The sequence below is a fragment of the Acinetobacter sp. GSS19 genome (assembly GCF_028621895.1).
Classification (GTDB): Bacteria; Pseudomonadota; Gammaproteobacteria; order Pseudomonadales; family Moraxellaceae; genus Acinetobacter.
On the sequence record NZ_CP117520.1, the window covers coordinates 2,096,745 to 2,115,451 of the forward strand.

The window sequence follows — 18,707 nt, forward strand, 5'->3', positions numbered from 1 at the left end:
GTTTGATATAGTCAGCGCACGGATACCGCCGTTCAGTGGACGCCAAGAGGTTCCAAGCAGTCTTAGATTGCAGCCGAACATGGATTGACGCTTCTACTCGCGCGGAAAGGTCCTAAAGGATTATGCCGACGCCGAAGGCTTATTATATCGGCAAAACAGCAAACTGTTGCGTTTAATTGTGCTTTTGTACAGAGATCAGTTTGCTGAAAAAAATATGTTGCCAACACTGTGTTGGCTTTTTAAACGTTAACTGATACACATCAGACCAGTCGCACCCTGAGGTCGTATTCAGGCTAAAGCGTTGATGTATTTGGAACTGCACCTCTCAAGCAGCGATACGATGATCATTCCGTATCAAGACCTCTAAAGAAGGATCTTCCAGCGATGTGACAGTGAAAGCTCTCCATCCAGTACACCGCTAGTTTGCCAGTGAATCACCCGGGAGACTTTAATCGTTTAAAGATTAAAGCGTATTGCCAGCATCAATACGAGAATCAAAACCGTTGCCTTTGGCCGGTCACAAACGCTCAGACCACAATCGGTTTATTTGAGATCTGAGCATTGATCCGTTATGTTCGATGTTCGCCGGGCAATCTCTCGCGACTTGTTGATGTGGGTCACTATTAGGTGTTACACCCATGAAACGTATGTTGATCAATGCGACACATGCTGAAGAAGTACGCGTTGCCCTCATTACCGGTCATCGTCTTTACGATTTCGACCTTGAAAACCGCACCCGTGAACAAAAGAAATCCAACATCTACAAAGGTCATGTGACCCGTGTAGAACCGTCTTTAGAAGCGGTGTTTGTTGAATATGGCGCCAATCGCCAGGGCTTCTTGTCCATGCGTGAAATTGCCAGCTCTTACTTCCAGGCCGACCCACGCCAAACTTCAAACATTCGTGAATTGATCACTGAAGGCACTGAATTGTTGGTTCAAGTTGAAAAAGAAGAACGTGGCAACAAAGGTGCTGCGCTTTCGACCTTCATTTCACTTGCTGGCCGTTATCTCGTTCTCATGCCAAACAACCCGAAAGGCGGTGGTATCAGCCGTCAGATTTCAGGTTCAGTCCGTGAAGAACTGAAAGAAATGCTGGCATCTCTTAACGTGCCACGTGGTATGAGCGTGATCGTACGTACTGCCGGTATTGGCCGTTCACAAGAAGAATTGCAATTGGATTTGCAACACTTGCTCGACCTATGGGCACAAATCCAAAATACGGCTAGCTCGGGTCCATCACCAATGCTGGTGCATCAAGAAGCCGGTGTCGTGACCCGTGCGATCCGTGACTATCTGCGTGATGATGTTGCTGAAATCCTGATTGACTCTGAGCAAGCTTATAACGAAGCGTATAACTTCGTGAAAGCCGTGATGCCACGTCAACTCGACAAGCTAAAAACCTACACCCTGAATGAACCTCTTTTTGCTCATTTCGGGATTGAAAGCCAAATCCAGACAGCTTACGAACGTGAAGTCAAATTGCCATCGGGTGGCTCAATTGTAATTGACCAAACCGAAGCACTGGTTTCAATCGATATCAACTCAGCCAAATCGACCCGTGGTCATGACGTTGAAGAAACTGCGCTTTCAACCAACCTAGAAGCAGCGGAAGAAATTGCTCGCCAGCTACGTTTACGTGATATTGGTGGTCTGGTAGTCATCGATTTTATCGACATGACCAAAGACCGCAACCAGCGTATGGTTGAGGCAAAACTGCGTGAAGCAACACAAAGTGACCGTGCACGTATCCAGTTTGGCCAGTTGTCACGTTTTGGCCTGATGGAAATGAGCCGTCAGCGTCTACGCCCATCGCTTGAAGAAGCCACGGGCTATGTCTGCCCACGCTGTCATGGTACCGGTATGGTACGTGACTTGCGCTCTCTTTCTCTTTCGATCATGCGTAAAGTGGAAGAAATCGCACTGCGTGAACGTCACGGTGAAGTTCAGGTTGAAGTGCCAGTGGAAATCGCAGCCTTCTTGCTGAATGAAAAACGCCATAGTTTGGTCTACCTGGAACAAACCTCGAAAGTGCGTGTGACCGTATTGCCTCACCCACACTTGGAAACACCACACTACGAAATCTCCTATAATCCGGAAGGCTTTGCACCAACCAGCTACGAACGTACGGAAGCCACACGTTCAAGTGAAAAAGAACTGGGTTATGAATCTTCTGAATGGCATTTAGAAGAAACGGAAGCCGCTGCTGCTCCAGTTCAAGCTGCACAACCAAGAAGAAACGGCGATAAGAAAACCCAAGCACCAGCCGCTCCTGCGATGGTCGCTGCGCCAGTCGCAGAAAAATCAGCCAGCCCATGTGCATGGCTAGAGAACCTGTTTGTACAAAAACAGGCACATACCGTCGATCAAGCACGTACTGCCAACAATGCAGCAGCTGCGATTGAACAGATGGTCAATAATGGCGCAGTAAGCCGTGGCCAGTTTGGGCAGGTCAACCACACTGCAGAAGTCGCTGTCGCTACAGCACCCGCTAGCAGCAATGTCTACCTGTCGAATGCACCTGTTGTCACCAAACAAGAAGTGCGTGAACCGATTGAGAAAGAAGATCGTCCACAGCAACCACGTCACAACAAGAAACGCAGTAACCGCGACAAGAATCGCGAACCACGTGACAATGCTGTAGAAACCTCGACTCAGGTTCACGAAGAAGTTGTACAACTGTCGCGCCAGGAAATCCGTGAACAGAAACGTCAGCAAAAACGCCAGCAGCCAGAGCCTGTAGCTGAAAGCCAAAACGTCGATGCACCTGTTCCACGTCGCGACCGTAACCAGCAGCAACGCCCACAACGACCAAACCGTCATCGTGACCAGAGCGTTTTAAATGAACAACCAGCGGCACCGACACCGGTCGTAGTTGATCAGCAACAGGTTAAAGTTGATCTTGTCGATGTGCCACATGATGAATTCCTGCCAACAGCTCTGGTGGTGAATGTTGATCAAGCCAAAAGTGAAATCGTCACTTTAGCAGCAACTGCAGCGACCGAAGCCAGTGTGGTTGAAACAGCTGCAAGCGCAGTTGAAGCAATCAGTGAACCTGTTGCACCCGCTGTGGTTGAAGTAGAAGTCGCTGAGGCACCTGTTGTAGAAGAAAAGTTGACTCCAGCAGTACAACAGCAGCCAAAACGTGCCAGCAACGATCCGCGTATGCGTCGTCGCCAACAGCGTGAGGGGCAACGTGCAGCACAACAGTCAACACCGAAGCTCAACCCGTCTCAAGTGCCTTTACTGGCGCAATATACGATCGGTAGCTTGATTCGTCATGTCTACGGTGAAGACTGTAAAGTCTTGATCGAGCAGTTTGGTTTAGTGCCAACCTTCAACCGTGCCTTGATGAAGTTCACTGAGCAGTATGCAAATAGCCTCGTGCAACAACCTGCTACTGTTGAGCAGGAGAAAAAGCCGGTCACGCGTGATGTTGAGTTACCAAGTAAGGCTGTAGCAGAAGCTGAGCCGGCTCCGGTACTCCCACTCACACCACCGCAGGCGCCTGCTCCACGTGTAGCCAACGACCCGCGTGAGCGTCGCCGTTTAGCCAAGCTTGCCGCTGAGCAAGCACTCGAACAGGCAAAACAGGCTGCACAGCCTGAAGAGGCAAAAGAGCAAACTCTTGCTGCCCCTGCAGAAGTCGCTGTAGTAGAGCCGGAAAATACGGCACCTGTGGTGGAAAGTGTAAGTACAGCTCAAGTGGCCGAACCAGCACTCGAGGCATCACCGGAAGTTGAAGTTGCAGCGCTTGTAGAGCAAGCACCTGTGGCCGTTGAACAACTGACGCTCGATACAGAAAGTACAGAAGTTGCAGCAGAAGTGGCCGTGCCTGAGCAGAGCGACGATGCTGCATCTGCAGAGGCTGCTGACAAGGACAAACCGGTTCGCCCGCGCCGTCCACGTGGCCGTCCACCGAAAAAAGCCAATCCTACCGCTGAATAAGCTGTAGATCTAAAAAAACCTAGTCTTGATGGCTAGGTTTTTTTATGTCTCATTTTAATGTCTAATCTTTCTCAGGATTCATGAACTCAAGCCGCTCACCAGAGTTAAGCAATCAACGCTTTTAAATCACTGTACCTTCTATCATTCCTGAACGCGATTCTGGGTTGATGTCGCAAACTAAACCCTTTAGATTTTAAAAAAATAGGAAATCAATGATCGAGAACGTCTCAAACATCATGATATTTCTCCGATAAAACGTCTCTCGATTCCAATTTTGTTCCGGGTAATTTTGACAAGCGTTTGACAAACATGAGGCATCGCCCCCATTTTTCGCTTATTTTTTAGCTCAATCTGCAAAAATCGCATTTTTTATAAACAGTCAGGTGAAAGTTTTTGAATTTTCGCTTGTGTTAGCTGAAGATCTTGCTAGAATACGCTTCATCAAAACGAGATGGGTCGTTAGCTCAGTTGGTAGAGCAGCGGACTTTTAATCCGTTGGTCCCGCGTTCGAGTCGCGGACGACCCACCACTTATTTTGATCCCCGATGGGTCGTTAGCTCAGTTGGTAGAGCAGCGGACTTTTAATCCGTTGGTCCCGCGTTCGAGTCGCGGACGACCCACCAGATTCTAGAAAAACCTCTCAATTTGAGAGGTTTTTTTATGCCTATTATTCAGTACCTTTTTCAATCCTGTTTTGATTCTTTCAAATGGCTTAGTTTAAGCAGAAAACAACACTACAGCTCCAAATGCCATGAAATTATTTGTGCTCAGCCTCAACCGGATCTTTCAGTAACACATAATCTTGTGAAGGTACAAAAAGTGGTGGATTAAGTACAGCGGGTGAATTTTCAGCGACAGATAGAATTTTTTCCACATTCATTACCAACCGCTGGTTATTTTCAATCCGGTAAAAAATCGGATAACTGTCTTTCGGATAAACCACCACTTCATTCAGTTCACGGTTGACGGTCCAGGTGGCTGCACGATTATAGCGGCTACTCTGCTGTGAAGTATTTTCCGCGTACACCTTGCCGTAATGCACAATCATGCGATGTGCCGTACCATCCGGGAGTAAATTAAGAATATATTCAGAATTCCCATGTTCACAGTCAGTCAGACTGTCTTCACAAGACATTTTAGTATGATAACGCCCAACAAACTGCTGTTCATATTCGCTGAGCCGCGTGGCGCCGCTATCAATTGAGATCCGTTGTCGTGGCAAATTGGCCTGACCGGCAACATCTGACAGTTTGCGTCCTTCAGATGAAGGAGTGGCTTGCGGGGTTTTCTCTTCATCAGAATGAACAGCCTCACTAGACATCAACTGTTCGTGGGGTGGTTGCCCGGTATCACAGGCGATCAGCCCCAGGCTCAACCCAAGACTACACCCTAGCGTCAATACACTTCGCTTTATACGCATCATACCACCATCCTTATCACGCCGGACGCTACCCGTACCACACCTGAACCGCTATTCGACTTCAGATCAACTCTTGTTGCTATTCTAGTTTTATATAAGCTTTGCTTCCGTTTGCTTTTGTATTCATTGCTCAGAGATATTAAATAAATCGCCTACAAATTGTGTATTCAATAACCCGCTTATTTTAAGCAGTGATTGGATTACATAAATTAACGGTTCCTTGCCCCGACTCCCCTTTAAAAAATAGCTGCAGCGCCCAATAAAAGATTAAGACAGTGGATTTTTTTCTTTAGGAGAACGCAATGGCTACTTCCGGTTTGTATCGCTCAAATCGTCAATCCATGATTGCCGGAGTGATGGGAGGCATTGCGGAACGCTTTGGTTGGAATCCCAATTTACTGCGGATTATCTTTGTGTTGGTTTCTGTTATGAGTGCCGCATTTCCAGGCATTTTGGTGTATTTGGTGTTATGGCTATTAATCCCTAAACAAGCAAATACGTTTAGTTTTTCCGAGCAAGCAGAACCGCCGGTGATCCGTACCATCAAGGATGACCGCGAAATCCAACGTCGCTAACACAATATACTTTTTGGTCGCTACGGCTGTTTCCCTAATGCAGCCGTAGCTTTTTTTTACATATTGCGCTGCTGATGAAGCGCTTGTTGTAATGCTGCGATCATATCGGCACGGCTCACAATACCCACCAAATGCTGCTGTTCCACCACGGCAATATAATTAAATGATCTTTCGACAAAATAAGGCACCAGATCATCAATCGGCTGTTGAGGCTGAACAGTTACGACTTGCCGGTTCATAATTTGTTGCACTTCATGTTCCCACGATGCCCGCGGATCTGCTGCCCTCTTGAACCACTCGACGATTTCGTACAATGCCAACGTACCGACCAGCTGATTCTCTGTATTCACCACCGGCAAACTCATCAGATTAACCTGTTTAAATTTATCCAGTGCCAGATGGATATCATCCTGTGCATGTAGCCGGATCACATCTTTACTCATAATGTCCTGACAGGTAAATTCACTCACAGCACGAGCATTGGCCTGTTCCTGAGCCTGCAAGATGATGTTTTGTAAATCGTATTCGCTAATGTCGAGCAGTTGGGTTTGATGTTCCAATACATTCTGGATGTCTTGTGGCTGAATGGTAACTTTCTGGGTCGGTGTAGGATCGGCAGAACGCGGATTGAGTTGCCCGGGATGCGGATAATGTTTGCCACGTAAATGATTAAAACCGATGGCAAATAATAATAACAATACGGAATTGAGCAATACGGGATAAAAAACAAAGTGATAGCCCAAGGCATGTACCGCATCGCCACCTAAAACGGCGGTAATTGCGACGGCACCACTCGGTGGATGCAAAGAATCCGTACTGAGCATTAGAAAAATCGCAACGCCAACTGCCACACTAAATGCAGCGGTCAGATCCGGCAACCATAAAGCACAGCTGACACCGAGGATTCCCGCCAAGGTATTGCCGACCAGCACATTCCAGGGTTGAGCCAGTGGACTGCTCGGTACAGCAAACAGTAACACCGAAGACGCGCCCATCGGTGCGATATACCAGACATTCAGACCATCCAGTGCATACCAGCTGATCAGGGACGAAATCGCCAATCCCAGTAAAGCACCCAGCGCACAGAGCAATCGCTCCCGAAGCGGCAAGATTTTAAAATCCGGCTTAAGCCGATTTAACCACTCCCAGTCTGCTGTACGCATGCTGATACTGTCCCGTTATGCTGACCTCAATTTATGGTTCAGTATAAAGCGATGGCTTTATAAGGTGTATTTATTTTACATCTTTAAAATATTAGCTTTGCTGTTATAGCCGGCAATAAAAAAGAGCTGCCCAGATGAGAAGAAAATACCCTCGTAAATGCTCCCTATCCATGCAGGAAAACTTTGTCATTGCCATGCAAATTCCCTATACTTAGCAGCAATTTTTTCTCATTTTTAATGGATGCACCATGAGTCGCGCCATATCTCATATTGATACATTTCAAGGCTTAATTCTTGCCTTACAAAATTACTGGGCCGAACAAGGCTGCGTCGTTTTACAACCTTACGACATGGAAATGGGCGCAGGGACGTTCCACACAGCAACTTTCTTGCGCGCACTGGGACCTGAAACCTGGAATGCCGCTTATGTGCAGCCTTCACGCCGTCCAAAAGATGGCCGCTATGGCGAGAACCCGAACCGTCTACAACATTATTACCAGTTCCAGGTGGTGCTCAAGCCAAACCCGGACAATATCCAACAGCTGTACCTCGACTCACTAAAAGCCATCGGCATTGATACCCTCACCCATGACATCCGTTTCGTGGAAGACAACTGGGAATCTCCAACGCTAGGCGCTTGGGGTTTAGGTTGGGAAGTCTGGCTGAATGGCATGGAAGTGACCCAGTTCACCTACTTCCAGCAAGTGGGTGGTGTGGAATGCTACCCAGTGACTGGTGAGATCACTTACGGTCTGGAACGTCTGGCCATGTATCTGCAAGGTGTTGATTCCGTATATGACCTAGTATGGACCAAAGGCCAATTTGGTACTGTGACTTATGGCGATGTGTTCCATCAAAATGAAGTGGAACAATCGACTTATAACTTCGAATATGCACCAGTCGACAAGCTGTTTGAACTGTTCGATTTTTACGAAACTGAAGCCAACCGTTTAATGGAAGCAAAACTTCCACTGCCAGCGTATGAGCAAGTGATCAAAGCCTCGCACAGCTTTAACCTGCTCGATGCGCGTGGGGCGATTTCTGTGACTGAACGTCAGCGCTATATCTTGCGTGTACGTACTCTGGCGCGTGCCATTGCACAAAGCTATGTACAAGCGCGTGCTGAACTCGGTTTCCCAATGGCAGAACCTCATTTGCGTGATGAAGTCTTGGCGCAACTCAAAGCACAAGCGGAAAGCGAAGCAGCCCAAGCAGAAAAAGCAGCGGAGAGCAAATAATGTCGAAACATACTGTTTTATTCGAACTTGGCTGTGAAGAACTGCCTCCTAAAAGCCTAAAAACCTTACGTGATGCATTAAAAGCAGAAACGGAAAAAGGCTTAAAAGATGCAGGCTTAAACTTCTCTGCAATTGAAGCCTATGCAGCACCCCGCCGTTTGGCCCTGAAAATTATTGATGTCGATGCTGCACAAGCTGACACACAAAAACGCTTCGACGGCCCTGCCGTGCAAGCTGCCTATGATGCCGAAGGCAAACCGACCAAAGCGCTTGAAGGCTTTATGCGTGGTCAAGGCATTACGGTTGATCAGGTTTCAACTTTCCAGGCAGGTAAAGTCGAGAAAATCTGCTACCTGAAAGATGTGAAAGGTCAAAGCCTCGATCAATTGCTACCGCAAATCTTGCAAAACGCATTGGATAACCTGCCAATCGCGAAACGCATGCGTTCAGCCGCCAGCCGTACCGAGTTTGTACGTCCGGTGAAATGGGTAGTATTACTAAAAGATGACCAAGTCGTTGATGCAACCATTCAGGACCACAAAGCAGGTAACGTGACTTATGGTCACCGTTTCCATGCGCCAGAAGCCATTACTTTGGCTAATGCCGATGCTTATCTGGATGCACTACGTGCTGCAAAAGTCATTGCCAATTTTGAAGAACGCCAGGCCATCATTGATACACAAGTGAAACAGCTTGCTGATGAAGTAAATGCCACGGCGATTGTACCAAGTGACTTGCGTGATGAAGTGACCAGTCTGGTTGAATGGCCTGTGGCATTACGTGCAAGCTTCGAGGAACGTTTCCTTGCGGTGCCACAAGAAGCGCTAATTACTAGCATGCAGGACAACCAGAAGTATTTCTGTCTGGTCAATGCTGAAGGCAAATTACAGCCTTACTTCATTACCGTATCCAATATCGAATCGAAAGATCCGCAGCAGATTATCGAAGGTAATGAGAAAGTGGTTCGTCCACGTTTGTCGGATGCCGAGTTCTTCTTCCTGCAAGACCAGAAACAGCCATTGGCTTCACGCAAAACTAAACTGGCCAATATGGTTTTCCAGGCACAATTAGGTACGCTTTGGAACAAATCTGAACGTATCGCCAAACTGGCGGTTGAACTGGCAAAAATCACCGGTGCAACGGCTGCCGATGCTGAAAAAGCAGCACTTCTAGCGAAGTGTGACTTGACCTCTGAGCTGGTTGGCGAATTTCCAGAACTGCAAGGGATCGCGGGCACCTATTACGCACGTCTTGAAGGCGAAAATGATGAAGTCGCTGAAGCCTTGGGCGAACAGTACTTGCCAAAATTCGCCGGTGATATCTTACCAAAAACCAAAACCGGAACCACGATTGCCCTTGCCGACCGTCTCGATACCTTAACCGGTATTTTCGGTATTGGTCAGGCACCAACCGGTTCAAAAGACCCGTTTGCGTTACGTCGTTCTGCAATTGGTATTTTGCGTCTAGTCACTGAAAACAATCTGGATGTCTCGATTGAAGCACTCATCAAACTGGCGCTTGCGGCGTATGGCGATGTACTGAAAGATCACGACAAGACTTTAGCGGATGCAGTGGCATTCCTTGAAGGTCGTTACCGTGCCAAGTATGAAGACCAGGGCGTTGCAGTAGATGTGATTCAGGCCGTTCAAGCCTTGTCACCAAAATCGCCACTGGATTTTGACAAACGTGTGAATGCGGTGAATCACTTCCGCAACTTGCCAGAAGCGGCTGCATTGGCTGCTGCCAACAAACGTGTAGCGAATATTCTAGCGAAAGAAGCCACACCTGAAGGTGCGGTGGTTGAAGCCAACCTGGTTGAAGATGCTGAAAAAGCATTATTTGCTGAACTTGCGAAAATCACACCTGTGGTTGAGCCATTATTGGCAGCCAAAGACTATACCGAAGCACTTTCTAAATTGGCTGCCCTGCGTGCACCAATTGATGCTTTCTTTGATGGCGTGATGGTGATGGCAGAGGATGCTGAACTGAAAGCCAACCGTCTGCGTTTATTGGCACAGCTCCGTGGCTTGTTTACTAGCGTTGCGGATATTTCAGTGTTGCAGCACTAAGACGAATAATTGCAATATAAACCCGCTTTAGAGCGGGTTTTTTATTTAAAAACAAACAAATACGTTTATTAAAAATTATATTTATAGTATAAATCACATTTTTATTTGATCATATAGATGAGGGGAAAATATATGAAAAATTATATACTTGCATTATCCATTTGTATTTTATCTGTTGGACAATATGGTTGTGCTGCTGTTATGGCAGCAAAACAACCACCGAAAAAAGATTTATCTGTTTTTGCAACTGGAATGCCAAGAAATGCAATTATTGCAGAGATTGGTGCACCAGTCGCCTCAGAAGTCAAAGCTGGGAAGCGTGTTGAAATTTTTACATTTAATCAAGGCTACAGTACAGCCAATCGTGTGAGCAGAACCATTTTTCATGGTGTAGCAGATGTAGCGACTTTAGGTCTATGGGAAGTAGTCGGAACACCAACTGAAGCTGCTTTTGATGGTAAACAGAAAGCATTTGAAGTTACTTATGATCATAACGATCGGGCTGAAACAATCATTCAATTACAATAATTACATCATTTAAATTTGATAAACCGTAGATTGAGGTTATCTACGGTTTTGATAAATTTACTTTTATTCAACAGCGTTATTTTACTTTTGTTTTCTATACTAAATTCTATTAGATCTAAGAAAAATTGTATTATGAAATTTAAAAAACTCCTCCTTTTGAGCCTTTCTTGCCTCACCTTCACCGCCTGCACCCAGCTTCCAACCCAGTCCCAAAATGCACAACTCCTGGCACAAGTGCATAATATCGAAGCCTTCCCTGAAGCACATAGCAACCAGGCCAATCTGCTAAAATATACCAACCATTGCACCATCGAATTTAAAGCCAATCTGGGCACCGGTCAGGCCACCGAGCACTGGTCCTTTAAAGGCAATCAGCTACTCTCTGCAAGCACCCAGGTCACCACAGAAAATGGCCTGCGCAAGGTGACACATTTTGATCTGCATGACCCGGCCAAACAGGCTAATTTTGTTGCACTGAGAAACAATTTTTCAGCCGAGCAGCTTGTTGCCTGTGTTTGATACACCATAGCGTAGAACACTTAGGCTTAATAAAAACATTTGAGATAATCGGGTTAAAATGTAGTTATTTGTTGGCAAGTCATAAACAGTTCCAACGCCATCGGCTACACTTATGACTTCAACCCAAGGTGTATCAATCATTGTGGAGTGCCCATTGCGTATGAATATTTGCAAATCTGTCCTTCTGGTTTCAGCCCTGCTCGCAACTCCCTCACTCTGGGCGCAATCCTCTTCCCATCATGAGAAAAAGGCACCACCTTATGGGGATAATCCTAATCTGCTGGAGGTTTTAGGCTATAAAACTGCACAAAAAGTGCAAGAAACCGCAGAGAAAGTGGATACCGCAGCACAAAAAGGCATCGCTAAAATCAAACCGAAAGTTGATCATGCTTGGGAAAACAGTAAAACCTATACAGCAGAACAGGCTGCAATCGCCAAGGAAAACAGCCAAAAAGCGGCACAAGCCGTCAACCAAAAATGGCAGGAAACCAAACAGGCCGTCATCGGTGAACCCAATGCTGCACCCGCACCAATCATTCAGCAACCCTTGAGTCAGTCTTCGTCCAACAGCACAACGACCAACGCTCCAGTTATAGAACCTGTTCCCGCTCAAACCATAACTGAAGATCCTGCCGTACTCCGTCTATAAACTGAAGAACATTTAACGCAAACGCAGCTTAAGTTCAGATGAAGTAAAGCCTCCATCCCAAAATGTAAGAGGCTTTCTGCTGACTATTTTTTGAAATGTTAAAGCGGGATGTGATGACCGCTTTGATCATGGTCTTGTCCTGAAAAACAGGCTAAGGTGATCATCCATTCAATGCGCTGAGCTGTTATGAAGCTGTTACCCGGTATTTTACTGATCCTGCTTGCCAGCGCTGTGATGGCCAGTCATGATGCCCTGTCCAAATATCTCACAGCCAGTTTACCCATCCTGTTGATTGTCTGGTTCCGTTACTTTTCTCAATTTAGCCTGCTTTCGCTATTCGCCTTACCAGTTCAGGGTAAGACCCTATATCAAACCCGGCATTTGGCCTTACAGATTTATCGCGGTCTGGCACTTTTGGGGCTGAGTATTTTTGCAATGATCGGGTTCAAGTATTTACCCTTACCTGAAACCGTTAGTATTATTTTTACAACGCCAATTTTGGTTGCGGTGCTTTCTGCCGTTTTATTTAGAGAACGTTTTAGCTGGCAATACTGGGCGCTGTTGCTGCTTGGTTTTTGTGGCGTCTTGCTGATCATTCGCCCTAGCAAAGAGATCATTTCCTGGATGGTGGTTTTCCCATTTTTGGGTGCGGTGAGCTTTGCGGTGTACCAATTATTGACGCGCCGTCTTAATGGTGTGGATTCAGTCATCACCTCGAATTATCTGACCAGTCTGGTGGGGACGATTGTACTGTTACCCGCGTTATATCTGTTTTGGCAACCGCTTTCCTGGCTGATGTTGATCTTGCTGATGTGTGTTGGTGCTTTGGGAACAGTCGGGCATCTGGCCATGACCCAAGCCTTCAAATTTGCACCCGCCGCTGTGCTTTCCCCATTTTCTTATAGTCAGGTGATGTTTGCCTGTCTGCTCAGCCTATGGCTATTCCATTATCAACCGGCTTTTCTGGACTATGCCGGAATTGGTCTGATTATTCTCAGTGGACTGCTGCTCGCCCTATACAACTATTACAAAATGCATGAGCTCAACGCTGAACAAAGCTAACCACAGGAGTTACGCTGATCATAAAAAAGCCCAGGCAATTGCATGGGCTTTTTAAATTTCACGATTTAGTGCAATTTAAACCACACGGAATTTTTCCGTATCCTGCACCGGACTTTCTACAAAACTGCAGATACCATGCTCACTGCTACGTACATTCAAATCTTTATAGCTCAGCACATAAAAATCTGGGTACTTCTTCACCACGATCGGATTCATATCGGTCGATAGGGCATCTTCATCATTGATCAAGCGCATCACACGGCGGTCATTCATCACAATCAGGTAGCGTTCCTGATTCACATCAATCTTGGCCAAACCACTCGATTCCGCCTGTAACGGGATCAGATACTTATAGTTCAGATCAATCGCTGCTTGCGGGTAACTTTCCAGTTTCTGACTAATCAGGTTAAAGACCAGGGTATTGCCAAAATAGTCCTGCAACTGGTTACGGTTATCCTGCGGCAAATTCACCTTGATGCCTAACTTCTGTAAATCCTGCTCAGTTACTTGGCGCTTGCTTAACAGAGTACGGGTAATCAGCTGCTTGAGATTAGCATCGAGATACTGGTCATCCAACTGTAGATTATTGTGCTTTAAAATCCGACCCAAGGCTTTGCTGTGCGCTGGCAGGAAATTGGCAATCACGTTACGGTAATAGAACTTGCTGTTCTTTTTCACCTCACGCATCTGTTTGTAAAAATACGGCGCATCAAACGGATGACGGATAAAGTCGTTCAACAGGCTGGAACTGGCCAGAACCGACAAGGCTTCATGTCCAGTAAAAGGCAAATGCAGCGTATGGATATCTGGAATCACCGCCTTGATTTTTTCATAATGCTCGCGATCCTGGTCAAAATAAGGATCGTAAACCACAATATATTCAGCCTCTGGATGAATATCATCGCCCTGAATACGCATGTCTTTATTGACATCTTCCTGATAAAACTCGGTATAGCGGATATCCGTGACTTCATCTGGATCAATTGAATATTGGGGAACAAACGCAACCACGCGATCCATCTGCAGCAATTTGGAATATTTAATCGCGGCATAGCCCCCCATAGAGCCGCCATAGCCGACAATACGCTGGAAACGTGCCAGAATCGGGGCAATCGTGGTCGCCATCTCGGCCATACTGGTCGCAGGGAACCAGGACTTCTGCTTCGGCATAATGCCGATCGCATTATACTCATACTTCATCAGCGACTTTTCAGCATTAATGGATAAGCCTTTGGCCCGAGTAATCAGGTCACCAAAAGACAACACCAGTTCAGACGAATTGCCTGGTAATAAAATGACTCTGATATGTTCATCTTCAAAAAGAATTTGCTTATCCATTTGCGACACCGACCTGAACGATAGCCCTGCTCACTGGGCCGAAATTACAGTAAATCGTCTGTTTGCCGATTCACTTTTGCGAGGTATCTTATTTTATAGATGCCCGGCCAATTAAACAGCACAAAATATGACACAAATTCATCCAACTGCACAAAAAGGCTTCAGCTCGGCTGCTGAACTTTATCAACAAGTTCGCCCAAGTTATCCACAGGAGCTGATAAATTGGTTAAAAGATCAGCTACAGATCCAAAAAAATGACATTGTGGTGGATCTCGGTGCTGGTACTGGCAAGTTTATTCCATATCTGCAGGACGTGTTCTCACAGGTGATTGCCGTGGAGCCTGTTGCAGAAATGCTGAGCCAATTACAGCAATATTATCCAGATGTTCAGGCTCTGCAGGCTAGCAGCCAAGATTTGCCGCTGGCCACGGGCACAGTCGATGCCGTCATATGTGCACAATCCTTTCACTGGTTTGCCGATCTCACCAGCCTGCAGGAAATCCATCGGATCCTAAAACCTGGCGGACATTTAGGTCTGATCTGGAACCAGCGCGATATTGGTGTGGACTGGGTGAAAGCACTGGCCGATCTGATTGAGCCTTTTGAGGGCAATACGCCTCGCTATCATCGCGGTCAGTGGCGAGAGGTTTTGACACAGCAGACCCTGTTTCATCATGAAAGCTTACAGATCTTTGAGCAGAAGCATGTCGGTAGCGTCGAACAGGTGGTCTCAAAACGTTTACTTTCGACCAGCTTTATTGCCGCCATGCCAACTCATCAGCAGCAACAATTCAAACAACAGTTTGAAAAGATCGTGCAGGATTACACTGGAAAATCTGCCCAAGACCTGATTGAATTTCCTTATGTCACCTATGCCTATCACTGGCAAAAAGTGTGACATTTAATTTTTAATTTTAACAACAATAGATAACACTAGGAAATTTCAGCATGAAGAAAGCGGCGGTGATCCTGAGTGGCGTATTGGCGAGTTGTAGCCTTTTAACAGGCTGTGAGCAGCCGATCTCCCCAAAAACTGTGGAAACTCCACAAAATGAGCGTACGAGCCACCCGACAGAAAAAAGTGTCGCAATTCGTGACTTTCCAGCACAGCCAACCGATGCACGAGATATTGCCGCTTTGGAGGATTTTCAACAGCGTTTGGCGGCAGTCCATCAGGAGCTGAGCAGAGAATTAAAACAGCTACAGCAAAAGGGTGAGCTCACCCCAGAATTTGCCCTGAACCGGCAACGTGATCATGCACAATCCGCTTTAAAAATGCTGCAAGGCCTAGAGCTCAGCACAGAACAGGGACGTTATATTCAGGGCTTGCTCTATCAACACTGGGAACAACAGGCAAAAAATTTAAAATCCAGTGCGACTGAAACATCGGCCTCAGCTCCTGCTGCAACAGACTCGAATGAACAGCAACTTGCCGAAGCCCAGCTCCAGCACTGGAAAGCACAACAAAATAAAGCACCTTAAAGCGATTGCCAACCTGAGGATAGGCTCAGACTCAACAATGCTTTTTTATGACCTGTACCTGCTATCTATTTAAGTTCAGAGACAGAAAACCCCTTAACTTTTGACTTTTTCAATCCACTGAATTGAACGCACACGGAAAACTTCACAGGCACCATCGCCTACATCAGTCGGTGTCAAAGATGAAATCCAGACCAGATCTTTGTCTTTCACCTTGACCAGTTCGCCCTGTAAACGGACCAAGTCACCACGTTTAACTTGCTTGATCTGTTGGGCGATAGTTGGATCTGCAGGAATGATGTGCATATTCGACACCATCTGCATGGCCTGCTCCACAGGAACCGGCAGTTGGTCAATTTTCCAATTTAAATAACGGTCATATTGGTTCACGGAAATACGGCGGGCAATTTCAGGCTCAGCAAATAGCCCCCAACTCACCGCGTAATCAATCGGAGAGAATTTAGCCTGTTCATCCTGAGTATAAAGTTTAGAACCCAAAATACGAAAATCACCATGAAAAGGCTGTAACACCTCAATCGACTGGTTTTTCACGATCGGTGCCAAGCCTTTGGCAATATTATATTCCGCCGAGCTCGAAGCACTTGCCTGCACGGCCGCCAATACGGATAGCCCGATTGCCAGTACGATTTTCTTCATCGTCATCCCTTCATAAATGTCTCTTTTCTCGTCAATATGCCGCAGTATGCACTGATATAAAATAGAATTTTGGTAACTGATTAGAGAGGTGAACTACACCACTGCGGCATAGCATTAAAAGATAAAAAGAAGGTTGCTTGCACACGATCGAGCATCAAGACTTTTATCCAGAGGCTTTTAACACTACCTCTTGCACCAAAAAAATTTCACAGGCACCTGCTCCCGTGTCTTCCCGACTCAGAGAGCTTTTCATGTAGCGTCCATCTGTGAGATACAGATTGACCAATTGACCTTTTAACAGCACCAGATCATCAACATCCAGCTGTTGTAATTGTTTGGCAATCCTAGCATTCGCTGCCAGCATATGTGTATTGGCAGACTGCTGACTAATCTCATCGACACGCAATGGCGTATGAGCGCCCACCTGAAAGCGATACCAGCGGTTGGATTGACGAATATCAATTGTTTGATAAATCTCCGGCCGGCTCATTTGTCCCCAACCCAAAGCCAAATCCAGCCCGGAGAGCTGTTCAAAAGCGGGGGTATTAAAAACATAGCTCAGCATACCCAAGGGATAACGTTGCTTCGCTAAAATCCTAAATTCCCCCGCATAGGGTTCAACTACCTCGAGACGGTATGGAGTGCTCTGCTGTTGCTGGATCTCAGCGACATTTGGCAAAGGAGCAAACCACATCAACCAGCTCTGTAATAATCCAATCAGCACTACCAATATGATCACAACCGGCATGACATGCTGCTCCTCAATTTGCTATATAAAGCAGACTAGTCGAAATCAATCCGGATGGTTTCGAAACGCACGCGCCCATCACGGATCGCCTGGGCAATCGCCTGTTGCCCTTTGGTCAGACGCGCACCACCACTTTTAATATCGATCAGCACAATTTCAATTTGATCAGCACCCACTTCCCCTTCACGGAAATCACTGTAGCCATTAAAAACCACATAATCGACTGGATCACCTAAAAATTTGGCATCACTCGGCAGATACTGAAATTCCGGCAGGATAGGTGCCAGCTGCTCGGCCATTTTCCCTTTGAGTACCGCCCGACTGGTATTCACACTACGTTTTTGTGCTTGAGCCAATGCCTGCTGATGCTCAAGTTCCAGCTCTGCAATGTAGCGTTCATATTCGGCCTTGATCCGACCATTGCGGCTACTGGACAGTATCAGGGTCGTCACGACCACACCGATACACAGTCCAATTAACATCGCCATCCAGATCGACATGTATACATCCTATTATTCAATTGCGACACAATTTAACCAAGCTTTAAACTTTTGTCATGTGTCATATTCTGGAGATAAAAAGATGGTAAGCTAAGGTTGAGAAAAATATATATTGATGAAACATGAAAACCATACTCATTGCGAACCAGAAAGGTGGATGCGGAAAAACACTCACAGCAATAACTTTAGCTTCAGCGCTGGCACAAAAAGGCTATCGGGTGGCTTTGGCCGATGCCGACAATCAAAAATCTTCTCTGCAATGGCTGAAACATCGTCCTGAACACGCAGCTCCAATTCAAAGTCTGGACTGGCGTCCTGGAAAGTCGGTCGGTGATGCACCTAAAAATATTGAATATCTGATTATTGATGCACCAGGTGCACTGTCTGGGGAACAGGCGGAACAGCTGATCAGCGAAAGCCATGCCATTATTACCCCTTTGCAGCCTTCGTTTTTTGACATCGACAGTACACGACGTTTTCTCAAAGATTTACAAGACATTAAACGCATCCGCAAAGGTAAGGTGCAGACTTTACTGCTGGCCAACCGCATGAAAGCAAACAGCAGTCATCAGAAAGATATTCAGCAATTCTTTGAAAAAGTTGAACAGTCGCCATTGGCCTACATTTCTGAACGCAGTGCTTATGGTCAGCTGGCCATGCAAGGTCTGAGTATTTTTGACAAAAGCCAGAAAAATTTTCTGTCCTTACAGCAACAGTGGCAGCCTGTACTCGATGCGATTATCGATGATCCGACCGAATGGTTCTAATGCAGCACCCTTTGCATAAGCCTTAAGCAAAAACAAATCTAAAGTGCG

General features: G+C 46.3%; 16 protein-coding genes, 2 tRNA genes and 1 pseudogene. 13 read left to right on the forward strand and 6 right to left on the reverse strand.

All coding sequences use genetic code 11. The features are described 5' to 3' along the window. Positions 1–638 precede the first annotated feature (638 nt). The 3 genes from PGW99_RS10055 (at position 639) to PGW99_RS10065 (ending at position 4,570) form a co-directional block, all read left to right on the forward strand. A complete protein-coding gene (locus tag PGW99_RS10055) occupies positions 639–3,947 on the forward strand; it encodes an Rne/Rng family ribonuclease (protein WP_273777550.1) in 3,309 nt (1,102 codons plus the stop codon). Positions 3,948–4,400: 453 nt separating this feature from the next. Next, positions 4,401–4,476: transfer RNA gene (locus PGW99_RS10060), tRNA-Lys, on the forward strand. 18 nt (positions 4,477–4,494) lie between these two features. Then, a tRNA-Lys gene (locus tag PGW99_RS10065) sits at positions 4,495–4,570 on the forward strand. A 134-nt stretch (positions 4,571–4,704) separates the two neighbouring features. Here the strand turns inward: PGW99_RS10065 and PGW99_RS10070 are convergent. Further along, the gene (locus tag PGW99_RS10070; RefSeq protein WP_273777551.1) at positions 4,705–5,370 is read right to left on the reverse strand and encodes a hypothetical protein; all 666 of its coding nucleotides are present in this window, start codon (positions 5,368–5,370) and stop codon (positions 4,705–4,707) included. Between the two features lie 299 nt (positions 5,371–5,669). On the opposite strand from PGW99_RS10070, the pseudogene PGW99_RS10075 reads away from it, so the two are divergent. Next, positions 5,670–5,862: pseudogene (locus PGW99_RS10075) on the forward strand (PspC domain-containing protein); the annotation flags it as partial. Positions 5,863–5,998: 136 nt separating this feature from the next. Here PGW99_RS10075 and PGW99_RS10080 read toward each other — a convergent pair. Next, positions 5,999–7,105, reverse strand: coding sequence for an HPP family protein (locus tag PGW99_RS10080; protein ID WP_273777553.1), 1,107 nt, complete (start codon positions 7,103–7,105; stop codon positions 5,999–6,001). A gap of 248 nt (positions 7,106–7,353) precedes the next feature. On the opposite strand from PGW99_RS10080, the gene glyQ reads away from it, so the two are divergent. The 6 genes from glyQ to PGW99_RS10110 all read left to right on the forward strand — a co-directional run bounded on the left by glyQ (position 7,354) and on the right by PGW99_RS10110 (position 13,170). Continuing rightward, entirely contained in the window at positions 7,354–8,343 is a 990-nt protein-coding gene (gene glyQ, locus PGW99_RS10085; RefSeq protein ID WP_273777554.1) for a glycine--tRNA ligase subunit alpha, read from the forward strand. Then, positions 8,343–10,412: a glycine--tRNA ligase subunit beta gene (gene glyS, locus PGW99_RS10090; RefSeq protein ID WP_273777555.1), complete on the forward strand. Its 2,070-nt coding sequence runs from the start codon at positions 8,343–8,345 to the stop codon at positions 10,410–10,412. The genes glyQ and glyS overlap by 1 nt, the downstream gene beginning before the upstream one ends. Positions 10,413–10,544: 132 nt before the next feature. Continuing rightward, positions 10,545–10,940: a hypothetical protein gene (locus tag PGW99_RS10095; RefSeq protein WP_273777556.1), complete on the forward strand. Its 396-nt coding sequence runs from the start codon at positions 10,545–10,547 to the stop codon at positions 10,938–10,940. 132 nt (positions 10,941–11,072) lie between these two features. Next, entirely contained in the window at positions 11,073–11,459 is a 387-nt protein-coding gene (locus tag PGW99_RS10100) for a hypothetical protein (protein ID WP_273777557.1), read from the forward strand. Positions 11,460–11,619: 160 nt separating this feature from the next. Beyond that, positions 11,620–12,108 carry a hypothetical protein gene (locus PGW99_RS10105; RefSeq protein WP_273777558.1) on the forward strand — a complete coding sequence of 163 codons (489 nt, stop codon included), beginning with the start codon at positions 11,620–11,622 and terminating at the stop codon, positions 12,106–12,108. A 186-nt stretch (positions 12,109–12,294) separates the two neighbouring features. Next, positions 12,295–13,170 carry a DMT family transporter gene (locus PGW99_RS10110; protein WP_273777559.1) on the forward strand — a complete coding sequence of 292 codons (876 nt, stop codon included), beginning with the start codon at positions 12,295–12,297 and terminating at the stop codon, positions 13,168–13,170. A 75-nt stretch (positions 13,171–13,245) separates the two neighbouring features. Here the strand turns inward: PGW99_RS10110 and PGW99_RS10115 are convergent, their stop codons facing one another. Next, positions 13,246–14,508: a hypothetical protein gene (locus PGW99_RS10115; protein ID WP_273777560.1), complete on the reverse strand. Its 1,263-nt coding sequence runs from the start codon at positions 14,506–14,508 to the stop codon at positions 13,246–13,248. A gap of 127 nt (positions 14,509–14,635) precedes the next feature. Between PGW99_RS10115 and PGW99_RS10120 the strand changes: the two genes are divergently transcribed. Further along, positions 14,636–15,406 (forward strand): class I SAM-dependent methyltransferase, encoded by a 771-nt coding sequence (locus tag PGW99_RS10120; protein ID WP_273777561.1) that lies wholly within the window; start codon positions 14,636–14,638, stop codon positions 15,404–15,406. A gap of 50 nt (positions 15,407–15,456) precedes the next feature. Then, positions 15,457–15,990, forward strand: a complete 534-nt coding sequence (locus PGW99_RS10125; RefSeq protein WP_273777562.1) for a hypothetical protein — start codon at positions 15,457–15,459, stop codon at positions 15,988–15,990. Positions 15,991–16,083: 93 nt separating this feature from the next. On the opposite strand, the gene PGW99_RS10130 is transcribed toward PGW99_RS10125, so the two are convergent. The 3 genes from PGW99_RS10130 to PGW99_RS10140 all read right to left on the reverse strand — a co-directional run bounded on the left by PGW99_RS10130 (position 16,084) and on the right by PGW99_RS10140 (position 17,892). Then, on the reverse strand, positions 16,084–16,644 hold the full coding sequence (locus PGW99_RS10130; RefSeq protein WP_273777563.1) for a hypothetical protein: 561 nt from the start codon (positions 16,642–16,644) through the stop codon (positions 16,084–16,086). Positions 16,645–16,807: 163 nt separating this feature from the next. Next, complete coding sequence (locus PGW99_RS10135; protein WP_273777564.1) at positions 16,808–17,392, reverse strand: hypothetical protein; 585 nt, start codon at positions 17,390–17,392, stop codon at positions 16,808–16,810. Positions 17,393–17,427: 35 nt separating this feature from the next. Continuing rightward, positions 17,428–17,892 (reverse strand): Holliday junction resolvase-like protein, encoded by a 465-nt coding sequence (locus PGW99_RS10140; protein WP_273777565.1) that lies wholly within the window; start codon positions 17,890–17,892, stop codon positions 17,428–17,430. 122 nt (positions 17,893–18,014) lie between these two features. On the opposite strand from PGW99_RS10140, the gene PGW99_RS10145 reads away from it, so the two are divergent. Next, positions 18,015–18,659, forward strand: coding sequence for a ParA family protein (locus PGW99_RS10145; RefSeq protein WP_273777566.1), 645 nt, complete (start codon positions 18,015–18,017; stop codon positions 18,657–18,659). Positions 18,660–18,707: the final 48 nt, after the last annotated feature.